Origin of the sequence: Dokdonella aquatica (assembly GCF_051987395.1) — a bacterium.
In the GTDB taxonomy this organism is placed as follows: Bacteria; Pseudomonadota; Gammaproteobacteria; order Xanthomonadales; family Rhodanobacteraceae; genus Dokdonella.
Window position 1 is genome coordinate 4,642,585 of record NZ_CP197094.1, and the last position, 19,519, is coordinate 4,662,103.

Annotated in this window: 15 protein-coding genes and 5 tRNA genes; 5 read left to right on the plus strand and 15 right to left on the minus strand. The window is 68.7% G+C overall.

Translation table 11 applies throughout. From position 1 onward, the window contains the following. The first annotated feature begins 54 nt into the window (after positions 1-54). Entirely contained in the window at positions 55-591 is a 537-nt protein-coding gene (locus ACQQ2N_RS20660; protein WP_440223466.1) for an ECF-type sigma factor, read from the plus strand. Positions 592-636: 45 nt separating this feature from the next. After that, positions 637-2,259 carry a hypothetical protein gene (locus tag ACQQ2N_RS20665; protein WP_440223467.1) on the plus strand — a complete coding sequence of 541 codons (1,623 nt, stop codon included), beginning with the start codon at positions 637-639 and terminating at the stop codon, positions 2,257-2,259. Positions 2,260-2,622: 363 nt separating this feature from the next. On the opposite strand, the gene ACQQ2N_RS20670 is transcribed toward ACQQ2N_RS20665, so the two are convergent. The 4 genes from ACQQ2N_RS20670 to ACQQ2N_RS20685 all read right to left on the minus strand — a co-directional run bounded on the left by ACQQ2N_RS20670 (position 2,623) and on the right by ACQQ2N_RS20685 (position 5,871). Further along, positions 2,623-3,945: a cytochrome c family protein gene (locus tag ACQQ2N_RS20670; protein WP_440223468.1), complete on the minus strand. Its 1,323-nt coding sequence runs from the start codon at positions 3,943-3,945 to the stop codon at positions 2,623-2,625. A 68-nt stretch (positions 3,946-4,013) separates the two neighbouring features. Continuing rightward, positions 4,014-4,754 carry a DNA polymerase III subunit epsilon gene (dnaQ, locus tag ACQQ2N_RS20675; RefSeq protein ID WP_440223469.1) on the minus strand — a complete coding sequence of 247 codons (741 nt, stop codon included), beginning with the start codon at positions 4,752-4,754 and terminating at the stop codon, positions 4,014-4,016. Further along, entirely contained in the window at positions 4,751-5,215 is a 465-nt protein-coding gene (gene rnhA, locus ACQQ2N_RS20680; protein WP_440225818.1) for a ribonuclease HI, read from the minus strand. The genes dnaQ and rnhA overlap by 4 nt, the downstream gene beginning before the upstream one ends. Beyond that, positions 5,212-5,871, minus strand: a complete 660-nt coding sequence (locus tag ACQQ2N_RS20685; protein WP_440223470.1) for a class I SAM-dependent methyltransferase — start codon at positions 5,869-5,871, stop codon at positions 5,212-5,214. Before ACQQ2N_RS20685 ends, rnhA begins: the two co-directional genes overlap by 4 nt. 176 nt (positions 5,872-6,047) lie before the next feature. Here ACQQ2N_RS20685 and gloB point away from each other — a divergent pair, with 176 nt between their 5' ends. The 3 genes from gloB (at position 6,048) to ACQQ2N_RS20700 (ending at position 9,065) form a co-directional block, all read left to right on the plus strand. Then, complete coding sequence (gene gloB / locus ACQQ2N_RS20690) at positions 6,048-6,833, plus strand: hydroxyacylglutathione hydrolase (protein ID WP_440223471.1); 786 nt, start codon at positions 6,048-6,050, stop codon at positions 6,831-6,833. Next, complete coding sequence (locus ACQQ2N_RS20695) at positions 6,830-8,167, plus strand: transglycosylase SLT domain-containing protein (RefSeq protein ID WP_440223472.1); 1,338 nt, start codon at positions 6,830-6,832, stop codon at positions 8,165-8,167. Before gloB ends, ACQQ2N_RS20695 begins: the two co-directional genes overlap by 4 nt. Before the next feature lie 115 nt (positions 8,168-8,282). Then, a complete protein-coding gene (locus ACQQ2N_RS20700; RefSeq protein ID WP_440223473.1) occupies positions 8,283-9,065 on the plus strand; it encodes an enoyl-ACP reductase FabI in 783 nt (260 codons plus the stop codon). A 794-nt stretch (positions 9,066-9,859) separates the two neighbouring features. Here the strand turns inward: ACQQ2N_RS20700 and ACQQ2N_RS20705 are convergent. The 11 genes from ACQQ2N_RS20705 to ACQQ2N_RS20755 all read right to left on the minus strand — a co-directional run bounded on the left by ACQQ2N_RS20705 (position 9,860) and on the right by ACQQ2N_RS20755 (position 19,409). Next, positions 9,860-11,770 carry a SurA N-terminal domain-containing protein gene (locus tag ACQQ2N_RS20705; protein ID WP_440223474.1) on the minus strand — a complete coding sequence of 637 codons (1,911 nt, stop codon included), beginning with the start codon at positions 11,768-11,770 and terminating at the stop codon, positions 9,860-9,862. A gap of 208 nt (positions 11,771-11,978) precedes the next feature. Continuing rightward, positions 11,979-12,053 (minus strand) — tRNA-Val (locus tag ACQQ2N_RS20710). A 14-nt stretch (positions 12,054-12,067) separates the two neighbouring features. Beyond that, positions 12,068-12,340 carry an HU family DNA-binding protein gene (locus ACQQ2N_RS20715; RefSeq protein WP_440223475.1) on the minus strand — a complete coding sequence of 91 codons (273 nt, stop codon included), beginning with the start codon at positions 12,338-12,340 and terminating at the stop codon, positions 12,068-12,070. A gap of 227 nt (positions 12,341-12,567) precedes the next feature. Beyond that, complete coding sequence (gene lon, locus ACQQ2N_RS20720; protein ID WP_440223476.1) at positions 12,568-15,087, minus strand: endopeptidase La; 2,520 nt, start codon at positions 15,085-15,087, stop codon at positions 12,568-12,570. A 126-nt stretch (positions 15,088-15,213) separates the two neighbouring features. Next, complete coding sequence (clpX, locus tag ACQQ2N_RS20725) at positions 15,214-16,491, minus strand: ATP-dependent Clp protease ATP-binding subunit ClpX (RefSeq protein WP_440223477.1); 1,278 nt, start codon at positions 16,489-16,491, stop codon at positions 15,214-15,216. A gap of 117 nt (positions 16,492-16,608) precedes the next feature. After that, positions 16,609-17,241 carry an ATP-dependent Clp endopeptidase proteolytic subunit ClpP gene (gene clpP / locus ACQQ2N_RS20730; RefSeq protein ID WP_440223478.1) on the minus strand — a complete coding sequence of 211 codons (633 nt, stop codon included), beginning with the start codon at positions 17,239-17,241 and terminating at the stop codon, positions 16,609-16,611. Positions 17,242-17,266: 25 nt separating this feature from the next. Continuing rightward, positions 17,267-18,553, minus strand: a complete 1,287-nt coding sequence (gene tig, locus ACQQ2N_RS20735; RefSeq protein ID WP_440223480.1) for a trigger factor — start codon at positions 18,551-18,553, stop codon at positions 17,267-17,269. Positions 18,554-18,708: 155 nt separating this feature from the next. After that, positions 18,709-18,793 (minus strand) — tRNA-Leu (locus ACQQ2N_RS20740). Positions 18,794-19,003: 210 nt separating this feature from the next. Next, positions 19,004-19,079, minus strand: a tRNA-Lys gene (locus ACQQ2N_RS20745). A gap of 82 nt (positions 19,080-19,161) precedes the next feature. Continuing rightward, positions 19,162-19,238: transfer RNA gene (locus ACQQ2N_RS20750), tRNA-His, on the minus strand. 94 nt (positions 19,239-19,332) lie between these two features. Continuing rightward, positions 19,333-19,409, minus strand: a tRNA-Arg gene (locus ACQQ2N_RS20755). Positions 19,410-19,519: the final 110 nt, after the last annotated feature.

A 19,519-nucleotide genomic window follows, 5' to 3' on the forward strand; every position in this document is an offset into this window, starting at 1 on the left:
GGGACGATCGAACGGCGCACAGTGTAGCCGCGCACAACGGCTAGAATGCCGCGCATGGACGCCCCGATCGACGATGGCCTGTTCGAGGAGCTCTACGCCGAGCTCAAGCGGCGCGCGCACCTCGTGCGGCGCGGCCAGCTTGGCGAGACGCTCGACACCACTGCGCTCGTGCACGAGGCCTGGCTCAAGGTCACGCCGCGCAGCGGCCGCTTCAACGATCGCGAGCACCTCGTGCGCACCACGGTACTCGCGATGCGCCAACTGCTCGTCGACAACGCGCGCGCGCGCAATGCACAGAAGCGCGGCGGCGACCTCGCCGCGGTCACGCTGACCGCGAACCTCACCGGCGCGGTCGGCGCCGGCGTCGACGAGCACGGCATCCTCGACGCGCTCGACCGCCTGCGCGCGATCGACGCGCGCAAGGCCGAGGCGATCGAACTGCACGCGCTCGGCGGCGCGACCTATGCCGAGATCGCCGGCCTGCTCGCGGTGTCGGAACAGACCGTCAAGCGCGACCTCGCCGCGGCGCGCGCGCTGCTCCTCGTCTGGCTCGGCGACGGTGTCGGGCCGGATGGACCGGCCCCGCGCTGAATCGCGTTTCCGTCTCCAGCCCACAGGGGGCCGGAGAACCACGCCATGCCGATCATCCATCCCGCGCGCAAGACGCGCGCACGTGCGACGCCACGCTTCCGCTTCGCCGTCATGCTTGCCGGCACCGCACTCGCGGCCCTGCCTTCTGCGCAGGCCGCGACGTTCCTCGTCGACACGACCAGCGACGACGGCAGCGCGGCGTTCCAGCTCTGCGACGCCGACGCGACCAACGCGAACTGTTCGCTGCGCGGCGCAATCACCGCGATGAACGCGAGCGCCGGGCCGCACACGATCACGTTCGCGATCCCGCAAGCCGATCCGGGCTACATCGCCGCCACGGCGCACTGGCGCTTCAGTCCGACCACGGCGTATCCGTTCATCACGCGCGAGCTGGTGATCGACGGGTACACGCAACCCGGCGCCGTGCCGAACACGAACACGACGACTCAAGGCGGCAGCAACGCGGTGCTCAGGATCGAGATCGCGGGACCAGGTCGCGCTGCGCAGATCGATGGCCTCAATGCGATCAACGGCGTCGGCAGCAGCGCCGCCTTGACCGTGCGCGGCCTCGCCATCAACCGGTTCTTCCGCAACATCTCGCTGTACAACGCCGGCAGCCATCGCATCGAGGGCTGCTTCATCGGCAGCGACATCACCGGCACGAACGGGTTCGATTCCGCACAGGCAAGCTGGATGGGCATCGTGCAGGGCGGAGGTGCGCTTCAGCTGGGTGGAACGACGCCGGCGGCTCGCAACCTCGTGTCGGGAAACCTCTACATGGGCCTGTGGCAGACCACGGCGGGGCCGCTCACGGTCCAGGGCAACCTGTTCGGCACGACCGCCGCAGGCACCGCCGACCTGCCACGCCAGGACTACGGCATCCAGCTCGGCGCGACAGGCGTCGGCGCGAGCATCGGCGGCAGTGCAGACGGCGCGGGCAACCTGTTCGGCGCGAACCGATTCGGTGCGATCTACGTCAACGCGCAGGTTCCGGCGGGCATGGCGAACCCCGTGCCCCTGCGCATCCTCGGCAACATCCTCGGCACGGATACGTCCGGCACCGTGCCACTCGGCAACGGTCTCAATCCCGGATCACCGAGCCAGCCGCAGTCGACGATCTTCGTGTTCGGCGGCGGCCGCTGCGGCGTCGCGATCGGTGGCGATGCACCGGGCGAAGGCAACAGGATCGCGAACGGCGGCGCGGCCGGCGTGCTCGTCGCGAACTGCACGAACGCTCCCGTGCTCGGCAACCGCTTCACGGGCAACCGGGGTGGCGCGCTCGACCTCTCGCTTTCGAGCAACGGCGACGGTCCGACGCCGAACGACGCCGGTGACGCCGACGAGGGCGGCAACCGCCTGCAGAACCACCCGGTCATGACGTCGTTCTCGTGCAGCGCGGGCACCTGCACGCTCGGCTACCGCGTCGACACCGCCGTGGCGAATGCGACTTACCCGTTGCGCGTCGACGTCATGGTCGGGCGTGGCGGTCAGCCCGAAGCGGCCGTCGCGACCGACACCGTGCTCGCCGCCGAGGCCGGCACGACGCGCACGGTCACGTTCGCATCGGCCGCGCTGCAAGGCGGTGCGCTGATCCTGTCGGCCACCGATGCCGTGGGCAACACGAGCGAATTCGGTGGCGAGCACCTGTTCGCGACCGGCTTCGAGTGAAACCTCCCGCATGAGGCCCCATGCCTGGGGTCCGTGCCTGGGGTCAGGTTCATTTCTCCGTGCACGCGTTCCCGTCCTCGCGTGCTGCGTTGGAGAAATGAACCTGACCCCAAGCCTCGACCCCGGGCCTCGGATTCCCACACACGGGCGCCTCGTGCGAATCGTACGCGGCACATCACGCGCGCCCGGGTGTGCGCGTGCCTAAGCGCAGACGAGAGCGCATCGACACGCTCGACGTCACGCTCGGGGCCAGGTTCATGTGTCTTGCGAGTCACATGCAACCTGCACGCGCGCTCAAGGACACATGAACCTGACCCCACGCATGAGCGAAACACGCTTCCGCCAGGCGCGCCGCGTCGAACGCTACGGCGCGACCGCCCTCAACGCCGCGAGTGCGGTCGTGAAGCGCTGCGGCGAGTAGGCGTCCTCGTTCTTGAGCACGTCGTAGAGGCCGTCGAGGCGCGCACGCAGGGTCTTGGTCTTCTCGGCGTCGAGCTTGCCGTCGTTCTCGAACGCGACGACGACCGACTGCGCCGCCATCGCGACCTGCTCGGCGGAAGCGTAGTCGCGGTACTCGCCGCGTTTGGCGTCGGCCTCGATGCTCGCGAGGATCGGATCGAGGCTTTCGGGCCCGTAGGCGAAGCCCGCGACCTGCGGCAACAGGCCATCGAGCGTCGCGCGCAGGCGACGCGCGGCGGCGAACGTCTCGCTGCGGCTCTGCGTGGTCGCCTTGTGCAGCGCGCGCGTCTGCTCGAGCACGCGTGCCGCCGCGGCCTTGTCGACCGGCGCGAGCACGTGGCGGAACATGAGCAGGTTCGCATCGTTGAGGCGCACCACGCCCGGGCCGAGTCCGGTGCCCTGGCGCGGGCCCCAGCGGTTCGCCGACATGACCTTGTGGCAGGCGTGGCAGTCGAACAGCACGAGCTCGGGGAAGATGCCCTGCCAGCCGGCCTTCTCGTCGACGACGAGATCGAGCAGGTTGCCCGCGGCGACGCCCTGCCCGACGGCCCAGTCGCGCACGCCGTTCCATTCGCCCTTGCGCTTGTTCCAGGCCTCGCCGATCTTGTAGTGCGGATTGAGCCACGTGAACGTGTCGAGCTCGAACGACAGGCGCGGATGACCGGCGCCCATGATGCGATGCGTGATCATGCGGTCCTTCGTGCCCATGTGGCACGACAGGCACAGCTCCGCGCGCTCGACCGGCTTGTCGGTCGGGTACATGCCCTTGGCGACGTTGTCGGCGTGGGTCACGCTTCGATCCGCGTGCGCGTTGAGCCAGAGCTCGGAGCCGCCGTGGCAGGACTCGCAGCCGACGCCGTCGGAGAGCTGGAAGCGCTCGCCGCGCTTGTCCTCGGCGATCGAGTCGGCGTGGCAGTCGAGGCAGATCTTGGCCTTGGTCGCGTCGCCGATGCCGAGCTTGCGCGCGATGCTCGCCGACGTCGCATTGGTCAGCGTCTGGTAGGCCTTGGCGTGCGGATCGAACTCCTGCCAGATCGCGAACTCGTTCTGCGCGACGTTGGAGTCGCGGAACGGCTGCGATGCGCCGTGGCAGACACTGTTGCTGCAGCTGGCGACGCCGAGATGGCGATGCGCCTCGATCTCGGCGACTGCCGATGTGGCGGCGAATGCGGCGCCGGCACGCAACACGAACACGATGGCAAGCAACGCAAACGCGCAACGCCTCATCGATATTCTCCCCGTGGCTATCCCATCGGATTCACGTTCGGGTCAATCGTCCCCGCCGGCATTATGCACTACATCGCGGCGTCCCCGGCGAGCGGCTCGGGGGCCTCGAGACGGGCCCAGACGCTGCCCGACTTGCAGGCCCTGGCGATCGCGGCGAGACGCCCGGCGTGCGCTTCGAGCTCGGCCGGCGAGGCCCGCAGCACGCGCAGCGGGGCGCTCGGACGCACGCTGGCGCCGGCGAGGCCACGCCGTGTCTCCACGACCACGTCGCTGCCGAAACCCAGCGCGCCCTGCCCCGCGGTCATCGCGAGGTAGACATCGGCAAGCAGATCCGCGTCGACGAGCGCGCCGTGCAGCTCGCGATGGCTGTTGCTCACGCCGAGGCGCTTGCACAGCGCGTTGAGGCTGTTCTGCTGGCCCGGGTACTTCTCGCGCGCGAGCGCGAGCGTGTCGAGGACCGCGTTGCGGTCGCGCAGGCGGCCGAGGCCAGCATCGAGCAGCGCGAGCTCGGCGTCGATGAAGCCGACGTCGAACGAGGCGTTGTGCGCGATCAGCTCGGCGCCGTCGATGAAGGCGAGGAACTCGGCGGCGACCTCGGCGAAGCGCGGCTTGTCGGCGAGGAACTCGTCGGAGATGCCGTGGACCGCACGGGCACCCTCGTCGACCGGCCGGCCCGGATTGAGGTAACAGTGGAACGTGCGCCCGCTCTGGCGGCGCTCGAGCAGTTCGACGCAGCCGATCTCGATGAGGCGGTGGCCCTTGTGGACTTCGAGGCCGGTCGTTTCGGTATCGAAGACGACCTGCCTCATGGCATCACCGCCGTGCCGTCGCGGGCCGCGATCGCGGCGTCGCGCGCGAGGCGGTCGACGCGCTCGTTCTCGACATGGCCGGCGTGGCCCTTGACCCAGCGCCACGTGACCTTGTGTGGCGTCCGCGCGGCAGCGAGGCGCTCCCACAGGTCGCGGTTCTTGACCGGTTCGCCGCCGGCCGTGCGCCAGCCCTTGGCGATCCAGCGGGGGAGCCATTCCTCGATACCACGCATGACGTACTGCGAATCGGTGGTCAGCTCGACGACGCAGGGCTTGCGCAGCGCCTCGAGCCCCGCGATCGCCGCCATGAGCTCCATGCGATTGTTGGTCGTCTGCGCCTCGCCGCCGCTGAGCTCGCGCTCGCGATCGCCGAAGCGCAGCAACGCGCCCCAGCCGCCGGGGCCCGGATTGCCGAGGCAGGCGCCGTCGGTGAACAGGTCCACGCGCACCTCGCCACTCATGCGCAGGCCCGCCACGTCGACGGCTGGGCGACGGCCGGCCGCATCGCGACGCGGCGCGGCGGCCACGGCGTCATGCGCAGCAGCGTGCCACCCTGCTTGCGCGCGGCGAGCATCCAGGCACCCTGCCAGCGCGAGCCGAGCGTGCCGTCCTTGCGTGCCGGCGGCAGCTGGCGCCGCGGCCAGGTACCGCCGAGGTAATGCGGCGCGGTCGCCTCGAGACCGAGGCGCTCGAGCGTGCGGCGCGCGTGGGCGACGCTGCGCAGGTTCGGCGCGCGCAGGCCGCGCCGCGACGGGCGCAGCCACAGCAGCCGCCACGGGCTCAAGGCGTTGAGGCCGAACAGCAGCAAGGTGCCGCCCGGCGCGAGCACGCGGGCGAGTTCGCGCTCGAGGCCGCTGTCGTGCGGCAAGCCTTCGAGCGCGTGGCGCACGACGACCAGCGCGACGCTGTCGTCGGGCATCGGCAGCCGGTCCGGCGCGCCGCGCAGGTCGCCGGCGAGGCCACGCGACGAGGCATGCACATGGGTCAGCGTGGCGCGACCGTCGAGGGGCGCCGCCTTGGCCACGCCGGCCGGATCGACGACCAGGACGCTGCCGGCGATCGACCGCGCGGCCTGCACGCGGACGAGCTCCCATTCGTGATCAAGAAGCCCTTGCATCTCGTTGAGTGCGAAGACGTTTTCGGAAACCGGCTGCATCGTGGACGAGACGCCATGGGACGAGGCCGCGGAACGCGGCCGACACGCCAGTCTAGCGCGCCGGGCCGATGCCCGACAGGCGCGGCGACCACCGCGGCACTTGTCGGCGACCTCGGCCCGGCGGCTATAGTCGGCGGATGGACGCCCTCCGCCCGAGGCCGATACCGGCCCTTTCGGACAACTACGTGTGGCTGCTCGCCGACGCCGCCGGCGACGCGATCGTCGTCGATCCCGGCGAGGCCGCGCCCGTGCGCGCGGTGCTCGAGCGCGAAGGTCTGCGCCTGCGCGCGATCCTCGTCACCCATCACCATCCCGACCATACCGCCGGCATCGCGGCACTGTGCGAAGGCGGCGACGTCGACGTGATCGCGCCCGACGATGCACGCATCACGACCGCGACGCGACGCATCGGCGACGGCGACCATGTCGTGATCGACGCGCCCGCGCTCGGCTTCGACGTGATCGCGGTGCCCGGGCACACGACGTCGCACGTCGCCTTCTTCGGCCACGGCCTGCTGTTCTGCGGCGACACCTTGTTCAGTGCCGGCTGCGGGCGGATGTTCGAAGGCACGCCGGCCCGGATGCTGGCCTCGCTCGAACGGCTTGCGGCCCTGCCGGGGGACACGCTGGTCTGCTGCGGGCACGAGTACACCGTGGCGAACACGCGCTTCGCGCTCGAGGTCGATCCGGCCAATACGGCCCTGCGTGCACGCCACGACGAGGCGGTCGCGACGCGCGCGCGAGGCCTCCCGACGCTGCCGTCGACGCTGGCCGGCGAGCGTGCCTGCAATCCCTTCCTGCGCACCGATGCGCCGGCGCTCGTGAAGACGCTCGCGATCGCGGGCGACGACCACGAGGCACGCGTCGCGCGCTTCGCCGCCTTGCGCGCACGCAAGGACGCCTGGCGGGACCCGAACCGATGACCCAATACCGTTCGTTGCGGGGCGCCCTCGCCGGTGCCCTCGCCCTCGCGCTCGCCGCCTGCGCGACGTCGCGCCCCGTGGGTACACCACCACCCGCCGTCGAAGCGGCACGTCCCGCGACGGCGAAACCGCGCACGCCACCGAAGCCCGTCGCGCAGACCGCTCCGGAACCGGTTGTCGAACGCTCGCCGTGGGAGCGCCTGCGTGCGCGCCGCGCGATGCCGGGCTGCGACTACAGCGACGAGGTCGGGCGCCAGGCCCGCCTCTACACGCGCAGCCCCGAACGCTTCGCGGCGACGTGGGTGACGGCGATGCCGCTGTTCCTGCTCGTGCTCGACGAGGTCGAGCGTCGTGGTCTGCCCGGCGAGCTCGCCCTGCTGCCGTACGTCGAGAGCCACTACCAGCCCACCGCCGGCGAGCCGCGCCGTCCCTACGGCATGTGGCAGCTCATGCCCGATACGGCACGCGGCCGCGGCCTCGTGATCGCGAACGACTATGACGCGCGCCTCGATGCGATCGAGTCGACGCGCGCCGCCCTCGAACTGCTCGAACGCTACGACCGCGAGTTCGGCGACTGGCGCCTCGGCATGATGGCGTTCAATGCCGGCGAGTACCGCGTCAAGCGTGAACTGCGCAAGCACAAGGACGCCGCGCTCGATGCCGAACACCTGAGCCGCCTCGGCGTCAGCGCGGTCACCCACGATCATCTGGCCAAACTGCTCGCGCTCGGCTGCATCGTCGCCGACCCCGCGCGCTTCGATGTCGAACTGCCGGAACCGTCGGACGCCGATCGCCTCGCCGTCGTCGACACGCCGCACGTCGACCTTCGCGTCGCCGCGCGCCTCGCCGGCATCCCGCTGGAGACGATGCGCCGCTTCAACGCCGGGCAGCGCCGCATGCGCATGAGCGATGCCGGGCCCGCGCGCCTCGTCATGCCGGCCACGCAGGTACCCGTGTTCGAGGAGAAGATCGCCGCATTGCCCGTGCCCGCGCGCCGCGACTGGCGCAGCCAGCGCGTCGAAGCACCGACCACGCTCACCGCACTCGCCGGCAGCTCCACGGTTGCGGCGGCCGTGCTCGCGGCCGCGAACGGCCTCGAGCCCGAAGCCGCCGTCGATGCGGGTGACCACGTGCTCGTGCCCGGACAGGAAGTGGTCGTCGCCGAGGTGGCGCCGGCCACGCGCACCCACGTCATCGCCAAGGGCGACACGCTGTCCGGCGTGGCCCGACGCTACAAGCTGCGCGTCGCCGACCTCCTGCAATGGAACGGACTGCGAGCGAACAGCGTGCTGCGCATCGGCATGCGCCTGCGGCTGCACGGCTCGGGTACCTGAACGAGGCACCGGCCCGGCGCGGGCGACTCGGGTAGAATGCGCGCCGCCGCGCCGGCACGGATCGCGTGCGCCGCATCACGACAACCGATCATCGGCCCCGCGGCCGGGAGGATTCATGGGATTTCTGCATGGCAAGCGCGCGCTGATCGTCGGCATCGCGAGTACGCGCTCGATCGCCTGGGGCATCGCGAGCGCGATGCACCGCGAAGGCGCGCAACTGGCCTTCACCTACCAGAACGACAAGCTCAAGAGCCGTGTCGAGGAAGCGGCCGCCGAGTTCGGCTCGAACATCGTCATCCCGCTCGACGTCGCCGACGACGCGCAGATCGACCACGCGCACGCGGCGCTCGCCGAGCATTGGGACGGCCTGGACATCCTCGTGCACTCGGTCGGCTTCGCGCCGCGCGAGGCGCTGCAGGGCGAGTTCATCGACAACCTCACGCGTGACGGCTTCCGCATCGCGCACGACATCTCGAGCTACAGCCTCACCGCGCTCGCCAAGACCTTCCGCCCGATGATGAAGGGTCGCGGCGGCTCGATCCTGACGCTGTCTTACCTCGGTGCCGAGCGCGCCGTGGTGAACTACAACGTCATGGGCCTCGCCAAGGCCAGCCTCGAGGCGAACGTGCGCTACCTCGCCTACAACCTCGGCCCCGAAGGCACGCGCGTCAACGCGATCTCGGCCGGCCCGATCAAGACGCTCGCCGCCGCAGGCGTCGGCAGCATCCGCAAGATGCTCGACCTCGTCGAGGAGTACTCGCCGCTGCGTCGCAACGTCACGATCGAGGAAGTCGGCAACGTCGGTGCATTCCTGTGCTCGGACCTCGCCTCGGGTGTCACCGGCGAGATCACCTACGTCGACGGCGGCTTCAATACGCTGGGCATGACGGGACTCTGACCCACTCCGGCACCGCAACACCTTCGATACCGGGAAAGGCCGCGCAAGCGGCCTTTTTCGTGGGCGAAGCATGGCTCGGAGCATGGGGTCGGAAGCATGGGGTCAGGAAGCATGGGGTCAGGTTCATGTGTCCCTGAGCGCACAGTTCGCTGCTTTGCGCCTTCCTCGGACACATGAACCTGACCCCATGCTCGGTGTCGCCGCGTCTCTCCGGCCACGGCGGAATCGCCTGCGGCGGCTCTGCCCTGCGCGTGCCCCGTTTCTCCGGTAGGGCGGAACCCGCGCAGCGGATTCCGCCGACGTACGCAGTGGTGCGCGGCAACAGCCTCAGCAAGCGTGTGGGGACGATACCTGCCACGGCGGAATCGCCTGCGGCGGTTCCGCCCTACGCGTGACCCTTCTCCGGTAGGGCGGAACCCGCGCAGCGGATTCCGCCGACGTACGCAGTGGTGCGCGGCAACACCCTCAGCAAGCGTGTGGGGACGATACCTGCCACGGCGGAATCGCCTGCGGCTGTTCCGCCCTGCGCGTGACCCTTCTCCGGTAGGGCGGAACCCGCGCAGCGGATTCCGCCGACGTGCGCAGTGGTGCGCGGCAACAGCCGTAGCAAGCGTGTGGGGAGGATACCTGCCACGGCGGAATCGCCTGCGGCGGTTCCGCGCTGCACGTGATGCGCTTGTCCGGCAGGGCGGAATCCACGCAGCGAATTCCGCTTCATGCGCGGGCCTGCGCATCCGGAAACGAACAAGGGCCGCTTGCGCGGCCCTTGTTCGTCAACGCGGTGACGCGAGGGATCACATGCGCTCTTCGGCGCGCTTGATCTCGGTGTTGGCGCGCAGTGCGGCGAGGAATTCGCGCACCTGGCCCATCGCACTGGCCTGCTGCAACGTGTTGCGCGCGGCCTCGCGGGTCGGCTCGTCGAGCGCCTTCGGGTCGGCGTCGGCAACCTTGTCGAGCTGCACGAGCGCGTACTCGCCACCGCTCATCGCCACGAGCTGGCTCGAAGGTGCCTCGCCCTGCGGGCGCGGCATCGCGAACACCGCCGTGACGAGCGCGCTGTCGAGGTTCACGGCATTGCGGCCGATGCCCTTCTCGTCGGCGACCTTGCCACCGGTCTCGGTCGCGATCACGTCGAGCGTGTCCTTGCCGAGGCGGGCGAACAATTCGTCGGCGCGCTGCTTGCCGAGTTCGGCGGTGCGCGCGTCGACGAGGCGACGGCGGATGTCGTCACGAACCTCGTCGAGCGGCTTCGGCGAGGCCGGCTTGTGCTCGGCGACGCGCACGACGGCGACGTGGTTCGGCGCGATCTCGATCGAATCGGAATTGTTGCCCTGCAGGAGGACCTGATCGGAGAACGCCGCACGCACGACGGCCGGATTGGCGGCGAAGCCCTCGGTGGCGCCCTCGCGCGAGAACAGCGCGGTCTTCTGCACGGGCAGGCCGACCGCACGCGCGGCCGGCTCGAGCGAGGTCGAATCCTGGTAGCTCACGTCGATGAGGCGGCCCGACTTCTCGCTGTAGACGCGCTCGCGCTCGGATTCGCCGTACTCGCGCACGAGTTCGGGACGAACCTCCTCGAAGCTGCGCGTCGAACCCGGGCGCACGTCGCGCAGCTCGATGACGTGGTAGCCCTCGCCCGACAGCACGGGATCGGAGATCTTGCCCTTCTCGAGCGCGTACAGCGCGGCCTCGAACGCGGGATCGGTCATCTCCTTGTCGACCCAGCCGAGATCGCCGCCCAGCGCCTTGGAGCCGAGGTCCTCGGAACTCTGCTTGGCGAGGTCGGCGAACGAGGTCTTGCCCTCGCGTGCGTCGGCGGCGAGCTTCTGTGCCTTCTCGAGCGCGGCCTTCTGGTCGTCCGGGCCGCCCTTGCCGCCGACCTTGACGAGGATGTGCGACGCGAGGCGCTGCTCGGGGCTCACGAAGCGGGCCTTGCCGTCCTCGTAGCGCTTGCGCAGCGTCGCCTCGTCGGGGGTCAGCGCGACCTCGACCTTGTCGGCCTCGAGGTCGACGTACTCGAGCGCGACCTCTTCGGGAATCATGAAGTCCTGCTGGTGCTCGGTGTAGTACTTGGCGATGTCTTCTTCCTTGATGTCGCCGGCCTCGACGCTCGCCTTCGGCAGCGCGACGAAACGGAAGTCACGCAGCTGGCCGCGCAGGCGCAGGTAGGTGTCGACGTCGGCGTCGGTGACGATCGCGCTCGTGGCGACCTGCACCGGCATCTCGCGGGTCGCGATCTCGTCGCGCACGCGCACGTCGAACATCGACGGCGTCATGCCCTGCGAGGCGAGCGCGGCACGGTACAGCGCGGGATCGAACTGGCCGTTCGACTGGAACGCCGGGATGCGCATGATCTCCTGGCGCAGGCGATCCACCGGCACGACGACGCCGAGGCGCTCGTTCGCGGCGAGCATGACCTTCTCGTCGATGAGCTGGTCGAGCACCTGACGCTTGACCTCGGGCGACTCGAAGTAGCGCGCGTCGAGCGCACCGTTCGAGCGCTGCATCTGCATCTGGCGGAACTCGTCGAAGCGGGAGCGGAACTCCTGCTGCGAGACCTCCTTGTCGCCGACGCGCGCGACGTAATCGTCGGTCTGCGCGATGAAGTACGACTCGATGCCGAAGAACGAGAACGCGATGATGACCGCGCCGAGAATGATCTTCGCAATCAGACCGGAAGTTTTTTCGCGTAATGCCTGGAGCATGCAACCGCCTGTTGGTTGGAATCGTCGCCGGCGCGGCACGGGGCGCGACCGGACGGAAGACACCGCGTCCATCGTGGACGAGGCCCGGAAAAAGCAAGGGCGCCACGCGGGCGCCCTGCTGGGTCGGCAGCGGAAGGAGCCGGTCCTGTCCGCTACCCCCGGCGCGACAGCCCGGCATTGTAACCGAGTGTGGCCCCGCCGGTGGCATTGGTGGGTGCTGAGGGTTTCGAACCCCCGACCCTCGCCTTGTAAGGGCGACGCTCTACCGCTGAGCTAAGCACCCGATGCCGGTGTGCGTCAGTTGACGGCGTCCTTGAGGCCCTTGCCGGCCTTGAACGCGGGAACCTTGGAGGCTTCGATCGTGATCGTCTCGCCGGTGCGCGGGTTGCGGCCCGAGCGCGCAGCGCGCTCACGCACGGTGAAGGTGCCGAAGCCGACGAGGGCGACGTCGTTGCCCGACTTGAGCGACTTCTTGATGACGTTGAAAACCGCCTCGATCGCCTTCTCCGCGTCGGCCTTGGTCAGGTCGGCGGATTCGGCAACGGCGGACACGAGCTCGTTCTTGTTCATAGGTTGAAACTCCCTTGGAAACGGCGACACGGAAAAGGGTTCCGGGGACAGGGCCCAGCTGTGCGAGCGAGGGGGAAATCTCCGGGGAAGGGCTTCGAGAAGCCCCGCGATCACACCGCAGGTGATCGGTGGATGGCGGCGCCGGCCTTTATACCAGCGCCCCCAAGGCCACGCAACGAAACGGCGTGGCCTTCCGCGGCCGTTTCACGGGCCGCGAAAAGCGGACGTCAATGCGGCCGTGCGGGCGATTCGCCGCGCGGCTCGCGCTTGCCTTCGATGACGCCCTCCTTGGCTTCGCCGCCGTGCGCGGCCGGCGACACGGGACGCTCGAGCGCGATGTCGAGCACCTCGTCGATCCACTTGACCGGGCGGATGTCGAGCGACCCGGTGACGTTCTTCGGGATGTCGGCGAGGTCCTTGCGGTTCTCGTCCGGAATGATGACCACGCTGACGCCACCACGATGCGCGGCGAGCAGCTTCTCCTTGAGGCCACCGATCGGCAGCACGCGACCGCGCAGCGTGATCTCGCCCGTCATCGCGACACCGGAGCGCACCGGGATGCGCGTGAGCGACGACACCAGCGCCGTGCACATCGCGATGCCCGCGCTGGGACCGTCCTTCGGCGTCGCGCCCTCCGGCACGTGGATGTGGATGTCGAGCTTCTGGTGGAACTCGGGGTCCACCCCGAGCAGGTCCACGCGCGCGCGCACGACGCTCAGCGCGGCCTGGATGGACTCCTGCATCACGTCGCCGAGGCGGCCCGTGTGCAGCAGCTTGCCCTTGCCCGGAACCGTCGTGGCTTCGATCGAGAGCAGATCGCCGCCGACCTCGGTCCAGGCCAGGCCCGTGACGAGGCCGATCTCGTTCTGCTGCTCGGCGAGACCGTAGTTGAACTTGCGCACGCCCAGGTACTGGTCGAGGTTGTCGGCATCCACGCGCACGTGGTCGCCCTTGCGCTTGGACACCTTGGCGGTCTTCGACGCGACCTTGCTCTTCGCGGCCACGGCCTTGCCCTTCTTCGCGGCCTTGTCGGCCGGCTGCAGGCTGAGTTCCTTGACGACCTTGCGGCAGATCTTGGAGATCTCGCGCTCGAGGTTGCGCACGCCCGATTCGCGCGTGTAGTAGCGGATCACGTCGCGGATCGCGCCCTCGTCCACCGACAGCTCGGTCTCGCGCAGGCCGTTCGCCTTGAGCTGCTTGGGCACGAGGTAGCGCTGCGCGATGTTGAGCTTCTCGTCCTCGGTGTAGCCGGGGATGCGGATCACTTCCATGCGGTCGAGCAGCGGACCCGGGATGTTGAGCGAGTTCGCGGTCGCGATCCACATCACCTCGCTCAGGTCGAAATCGACCTCGAGGTAGTGGTCGTTGAACGCGGTGTTCTGCTCCGGATCGAGCACCTCGAGCAGCGCCGACGAAGGATCGCCGCGGAAGTCCATCGACATCTTGTCGATCTCGTCGAGCACGAACAGCGGGTTGCGCGTGCCGGCCTTGGACATGTTCTGGATGATGCGGCCCGGCATCGAACCGATGTAGGTGCGGCGATGGCCGCGGATCTCGGCCTCGTCGCGCACGCCGCCGAGCGACATGCGCACGAACTTGCGGTTCGTCGCCTTCGCGATCGACTGGCCGAGCGAGGTCTTGCCCACGCCGGGCGGGCCGACGAGGCAGAGGATCGGACCCTTCATCTTCTGCACGCGCTGCTGCACGGCGAGGTATTCGAGGATGCGGTCCTTGACCTTCTCGAGACCGAAGTGGTCGGCATCGAGGACGTCCTGCGCGAGGCGCAGGTCCTTGCGTACCTTGGTGCGCTTCTTCCACGGCGCGCCGACCATCCAGTCGATATAGTTGCGCACGACGGTGGCTTCGGCCGACATCGGCGACATCTGCTTGAGCTTGTTGAGCTCGGCGCGTGCCTTGGCGAGCGTCGGCTTGGGCATGCCCGACGCCTCGATCTTGCGCGACAGCTCCTCGAGCTCGTTCGGCGCGTCCTCGGCATCGCCGAGTTCCTTCTGGATCGCCTTCATCTGCTCGTTGAGGTAGTACTCGCGCTGGCTCTTCTCCATCTGCGACTTGACGCGCCCGCGGATGCGCTTCTCGATCTGCTGAACGTCGATCTCGCCGTCGACGAGGCCGATCAGGCGCTCGAGGCGGTCGGCGACGTCGGGCGTCTCGAGGATCTGCTGCTTGTCCTGCAGGCGCACGGAAAGGTGCGCGGCAATCGTGTCGGCCAGGCGCGACGGATCCTCGAGGCCCGACAGCGTGGCCATGAGCTCGGGCGGAATCTTGCGCGACAGCTTGACGAGCTGCTCGAACAGCGACGTCAGCGAACGCGAGATCACCTCGACCTCGCGCTCGGTGCGCGAGTACGCCGGCTCGACCGCGCGCGCGCGCGCCGTGAGCAGGCCGTTGCGCTCGGAATAGCCTTCGATCTCGGCGCGCGACGCGCCCTCGACGAGCACCTTGATCGTGCCGTCGGGAAGCTTGAGCAGCTGCAGGATCGTCGCGACCGTGCCGATCGAATACAGGTCGCCCGGGGCCGGCTCGTCGACGTCGGGGCTGCGCTGCGCCACGAGCAGGATCTGCTTGTCGCCCTCCATCGCCGCATCGAGCGCGCGCACGGACTTCTCGCGCCCCACGAACAGCGGGATGACCATGTGCGGATACACGACCACGTCGCGCAGCGGCAGGATCGGCAGCTCGAAAAGGTCGGAACGCGAGGTCGGAGCGGTCTTGCTGGGCTTTTCCATCAGGAATCCTGGAGAAATGACACACCGTGAAAACGTCGAACGGCAGCGTGATCCCACGCTGCCGTTCGGTCAAGTGCGGGCAGGAGGCCCGCGGCTCAAGGTGTCGCGCGGCGCGATGCCGCGGCTTTATTCAGCGACGGCGCGCGTCTGCATGTTGCCCTGGTAGATCAGGTAGGGCTCGGCCTGGCCGTTGATCACAGCCTCGTCGACGACGACCTTGCTCACGTGCTCGAGCGACGGCAGCTCGAACATCGTCTCGAGCAGCACCTGCTCGAGGATCGTGCGCAGGCCGCGGGCACCCGTCTTGCGCGTGAGCGCCTTGTGGGCGACCGCCGACAGCGCATCCGGACGGAACTCGAGCTCGACGCCCTCCATCTCGAACAGGCGCTTGAACTGCTTGGTGATCGCGTTCTTGGGCTCGGTCAGGATCTTGACCAGCGCAGGCTCGTCGAGCTCCTCGAGCGTCGCCACGACCGGCAGGCGGCCGACGAACTCGGGGATCAGGCCGAACTTGATCAGGTCACCCGGCTGCACGTCGACCAGCAGCTTGCCCGAATCGGCCTTCTTGGCGCTGCTGCGGATCTCGGCGCTGAAACCGATGCCCGTGGTCTCGGAGCGCTGCTGGATGATCTTCTCGAGCCCCGCGAACGCGCCGCCCACGATGAACAGCACGTTCTTCGTGTCGACCTGCAGGAACTCCTGCTGCGGGTGCTTGCGGCCGCCCTGCGGCGGCACCGAGGCGACCGTGCCCTCGATGAGCTTGAGCAGCGCCTGCTGCACGCCCTCGCCCGACACGTCGCGCGTGATCGACGGGTTCTCGCTCTTGCGCGAGATCTTGTCGATCTCGTCGATGTAGACGATGCCGCTCTGCGCCTTCTCGACGTCGTAGTCGCACTTCTGCAGCAGCTTCTGGATGATGTTCTCGACGTCCTCGCCGACGTAACCGGCTTCGGTCAGCGTCGTCGCATCGGCAATCGTGAACGGCACGTTGAGCAGGCGCGCGAGCGTCTCGGCCAGCAGCGTCTTGCCCGAGCCGGTCGGCCCGATCAGCAGGATGTTGGACTTGGCCAGCTCGACCTCGTCGCCGCGGCTGCGCGACTCGAGGCGCTTGTAGTGGTTGTAGACCGCGACCGCGAGAACCTTCTTCGCGCGCCCCTGACCGATCACGTACTGGTCGAGGACGTCGAGGATCTCCTTCGGCTTGGGCAGGTGGCTGCGCGCCGAGGCGGCCTTCTCCTCGAGCTCCTCGCGGATGATGTCGTTGCACAGCTCGACGCATTCGTCGCAGATGAACACCGACGGGCCCGCAATCAGCTTGCGGACCTCATGCTGGCTCTTGCCGCAGAAAGAACAGTAAAGGATCTTTCCGCCGTCGCCCGATCGGCCTTGTCGCTCTTCAGTCATGCCCCGCCTCGGGTGGTTGTCGCGTGGTGCCGGTCGAGGATAGCACACGGTCCCGGGGAACCCGGCCGCGAGGGCCGGGATCCGGTGCCAGGTGCCGACCGGCGCGGAAAAACGCCGTCAGAGCGCGCGGACCGTCTCGCCCGGGCGCTTGTCGAGCACCGAGTCGATGAGGCCGTAGGCCTGCGCGTCGTTCGCGTTGAAGAACAGGTCGCGCTCGACGTCGCGCTCGATGCGCTCGAGCGGCTGACCCGTGTTGGCGGCGAGCTCCTCGTTCAGGCGCTTGCGCAGGTACAGGATCTCGCGTGCTTGGATCTCGATGTCGGTGGCCTGGCCCTGCGCACCGCCGTGCGGCTGGTGGATCATGACGCGCGAGTTCGGCAGCGCGTAGCGCTTGCCCTTCTGGCCCGCGGCGAGCAGGAATGCGCCCATGCTCGCAGCCTGGCCGATGACCATCGTGCTGACGTCGGGCTTGAGGAAGCGCATCGTGTCGTAGATCGCCAGACCCGCCGTGACCGAACCGCCGGGGCTGTTGATGTACAGGTTGATGTCCTTGTCGGGGTTTTCCGACTCGAGGAACAGCATCTGCGCGACGACGATGTTGGCCACGTAGTCGTCGACCGGGCCGACGAGGAAGATCACGCGCTCCTTGAGCAGGCGCGAATAGATGTCGTACGCACGCTCGCCCCGGGACGTCTGCTCGACGACCATCGGCACGAGGTTGAGGCCCTGGACCGGTGTTGCGCTGGACATGAATTCGCTCCTTGGGGCGCCGGGCTCAGGCGCCCGGACGCATGACGTCGTTGAAACTCAGCTGCTGCTCGCTGACCTTCGCGTTCGCGGCGATCCAGTCGATCACCTGGTCCTCGAGGACGCGGCTCTGCAGGCCGCTCATCAACTGGGGATCCTTCGTATAGAGTTCAACGACCTGCTCGGGCTCTTCATACGTCGAGGCGATCGACGACAGCGCATCGGCGACGCGGCGCGAATCGATGCGGATCGAGTTCTGGCGCGCGATCTCGGCGAGCAGCAGGCCACCCGCGACGCGGCGGCGCGCCGCGGCCATGAACGGCTCGTGCTCGACCGGCTGCTGGTTGTTCGGGCCGGCCGACTGGCGGGCCAGTTCGCGGGCCTCGCCCTCGACCAGGCGCTCGGGCAGCTCGAGACCGGCGTGCGCATCGACGAGCCTCTCGACCGTCGAGGCCTTGAGGCGCGCGTTGAGCGCCGAGGCCAGCTCGCGCTGCAGGTTCGAACGCACGTCCTCGCGGAAGCGCTCGAGGCCGCCATCGGCCACGCCGAAGCTCGCGATGAACGCGTCGTCGAGGGCCGGGACCGTCGGCTCCTGCACGCGCACGATCTTGAACGTCGCGTGCGCCGACTTGCCGGCGAGACCCTCGATGCGGAAATCCGCCGGGAAATCGAGGTCGGACTCGAAGCTGTCGTCGACCTTGTGGCCGGCCAGACCGTCCTCGAGCGCCTTGAACAGCGCGTTCGAGCCGATGATCGTGCCGACGCGGTCGGTGCCTTCGTCCGGGTAGCGGAAGTCCGGCGCCTGCGCGCTGAACTCGAACAGCACCATGTCGCCTTCCTTCGCGGCGCGCTCGACCGGGCTCCAGCTGCGGCGCTGCTGGCGCAGCGTCTCGATCATCTGGTCGATGTCGGCGTCGGCGACCGTCGCGGTCGGCTTGACCACTTCGAGGCTGCTCACGTCGAGCGTGCCGAACTCGGGCAGCACGTCGAACTCGGCCGTGTACTGGATCTCGCCGTTCTCGGGCTTGCCCGAGGTCGAGATCGCCGGCTGCACGGCCGGGCGCAGCTTCTCGCTCGTCACCGCTTCCTGGAACGTCGAACCGATCAGCTCCGACAGAGCCTCGCCACGGATCTGCGCGCCGAAGCGCTGCTCGATCACCTTGACCGGCACCTTGCCCGGACGGAAGCCCTTCAGGCGCGCGCTGCGACCCATCTCCTGGACGCGGTTGCGCACCGTGTCCTCGAGTTGCGCCGCGGGAATGCGCACCGTCAGCTTGCGCCCGAGACTGCCGACGTTCTCAACCGAAACTTGCATGGATGCTCCTTGGAACTGCGTATGCCGGGACCGGATGCCCGGGCGATGTCGAGCCGGCAATGATAAGACATTCCGCGCCGTTGCGCTGCGCCTGCGGGAGGCTCCGACGCGGAGTGGCGCGCCGGCAGCGCGGGATCGGCGACCCGACCGCGGGATGGTGCGAACGAAGAGACTCGAACTCTTACGGGTTTCCCCACTGGAACCTAAATCCAGGGCGTCTACCAATTCCGCCACGTTCGCACGATGCCCCCGGCGCGGGATCACCGGGGGCGCGCGATGGTACCGCCGGCGCGTGCGCCGGGCTATGGCCGCAGCGCGCCGGAATCCCGCGCGCGCACTCTGCCGTGCCGACATGCCGGGATACGAAGAGGTGATGCGGAAACGAAAACGCCCGCTCGAGGCGGGCGTCGCAGGCATCGTCGCGCGGAGCATCGATGCCGGTGTCTGGAGTGGTGGGCTGTGTAGGATTCGAACCTACGACCTATTGATTAAGAGTCAACTGCTCTACCAACTGAGCTAACAGCCCAAACAGAAGCGGAACTTTAGCAGGAACCGCGATGACGTGGGAAGCCCTTGCGGCGTCCGGCGTCGTGGAACAGCGTGAAAAATGGGGTGGACGAGGGGACTCGAACCCCCGACATCCGGAATCACAATCCGGTACTCTAACCAACTGAGCTACGCCCACCACAGGCTTGACGCTTCACCTCGATTCGTCCCTGAAGCGCAATCCGGTCGGCATCCTGCCTACCGTCACACGATCCCCACCGTCACACGATTATTGGCGCGCCCGACAGGACTCGAACCTGCAACCGCCGGCTTAGAAGGCCGATGCTCTATCCGATTGAGCTACAGGCGCGTCGTCTTCCGGATTGTCGCAGGAACCCGCCCCGCCCGGCATCTGCCGGACCGTCGTCGAGACGACGTCGGAGCGACCGGCGTGAAGAACCATGAAGCACCCCGCGCCGG

Excerpts from the sequence above, each read along its gene's own strand:
- ACQQ2N_RS20670 (WP_440223468.1), bottom strand. The coding sequence starts at position 3,945 with ATGAGGCGTTGCGCGTTTGCGTTGCTTGCCATCGTGTTCGTGTTGCGT.
- ACQQ2N_RS20715 (WP_440223475.1), bottom strand. The coding sequence starts at position 12,340 with ATGAACAAGAACGAGCTCGTGTCCGCCGTTGCCGAATCCGCCGACCTG.
- clpX (WP_440223477.1), bottom strand. The coding sequence starts at position 16,491 with ATGACTGAAGAGCGACAAGGCCGATCGGGCGACGGCGGAAAGATCCTT.
- gloB (WP_440223471.1), top strand. The coding sequence starts at position 6,048 with ATGGACGCCCTCCGCCCGAGGCCGATACCGGCCCTTTCGGACAACTAC.
- ACQQ2N_RS20700 (WP_440223473.1), top strand. The coding sequence starts at position 8,283 with ATGGGATTTCTGCATGGCAAGCGCGCGCTGATCGTCGGCATCGCGAGT.
- clpP (WP_440223478.1), bottom strand. The coding sequence starts at position 17,241 with ATGTCCAGCGCAACACCGGTCCAGGGCCTCAACCTCGTGCCGATGGTC.
- ACQQ2N_RS20695 (WP_440223472.1), top strand. The coding sequence starts at position 6,830 with ATGACCCAATACCGTTCGTTGCGGGGCGCCCTCGCCGGTGCCCTCGCC.
- ACQQ2N_RS20660 (WP_440223466.1), top strand. The coding sequence starts at position 55 with ATGGACGCCCCGATCGACGATGGCCTGTTCGAGGAGCTCTACGCCGAG.
- rnhA (WP_440225818.1), bottom strand. The coding sequence starts at position 5,215 with ATGAGTGGCGAGGTGCGCGTGGACCTGTTCACCGACGGCGCCTGCCTC.
- dnaQ (WP_440223469.1), bottom strand. The coding sequence starts at position 4,754 with ATGAGGCAGGTCGTCTTCGATACCGAAACGACCGGCCTCGAAGTCCAC.
- ACQQ2N_RS20665 (WP_440223467.1), top strand. The coding sequence starts at position 637 with ATGCCGATCATCCATCCCGCGCGCAAGACGCGCGCACGTGCGACGCCA.
- lon (WP_440223476.1), bottom strand. The coding sequence starts at position 15,087 with ATGGAAAAGCCCAGCAAGACCGCTCCGACCTCGCGTTCCGACCTTTTC.
- tig (WP_440223480.1), bottom strand. The coding sequence starts at position 18,553 with ATGCAAGTTTCGGTTGAGAACGTCGGCAGTCTCGGGCGCAAGCTGACG.
- ACQQ2N_RS20685 (WP_440223470.1), bottom strand. The coding sequence starts at position 5,871 with ATGCAAGGGCTTCTTGATCACGAATGGGAGCTCGTCCGCGTGCAGGCC.
- ACQQ2N_RS20705 (WP_440223474.1), bottom strand. The coding sequence starts at position 11,770 with ATGCTCCAGGCATTACGCGAAAAAACTTCCGGTCTGATTGCGAAGATC.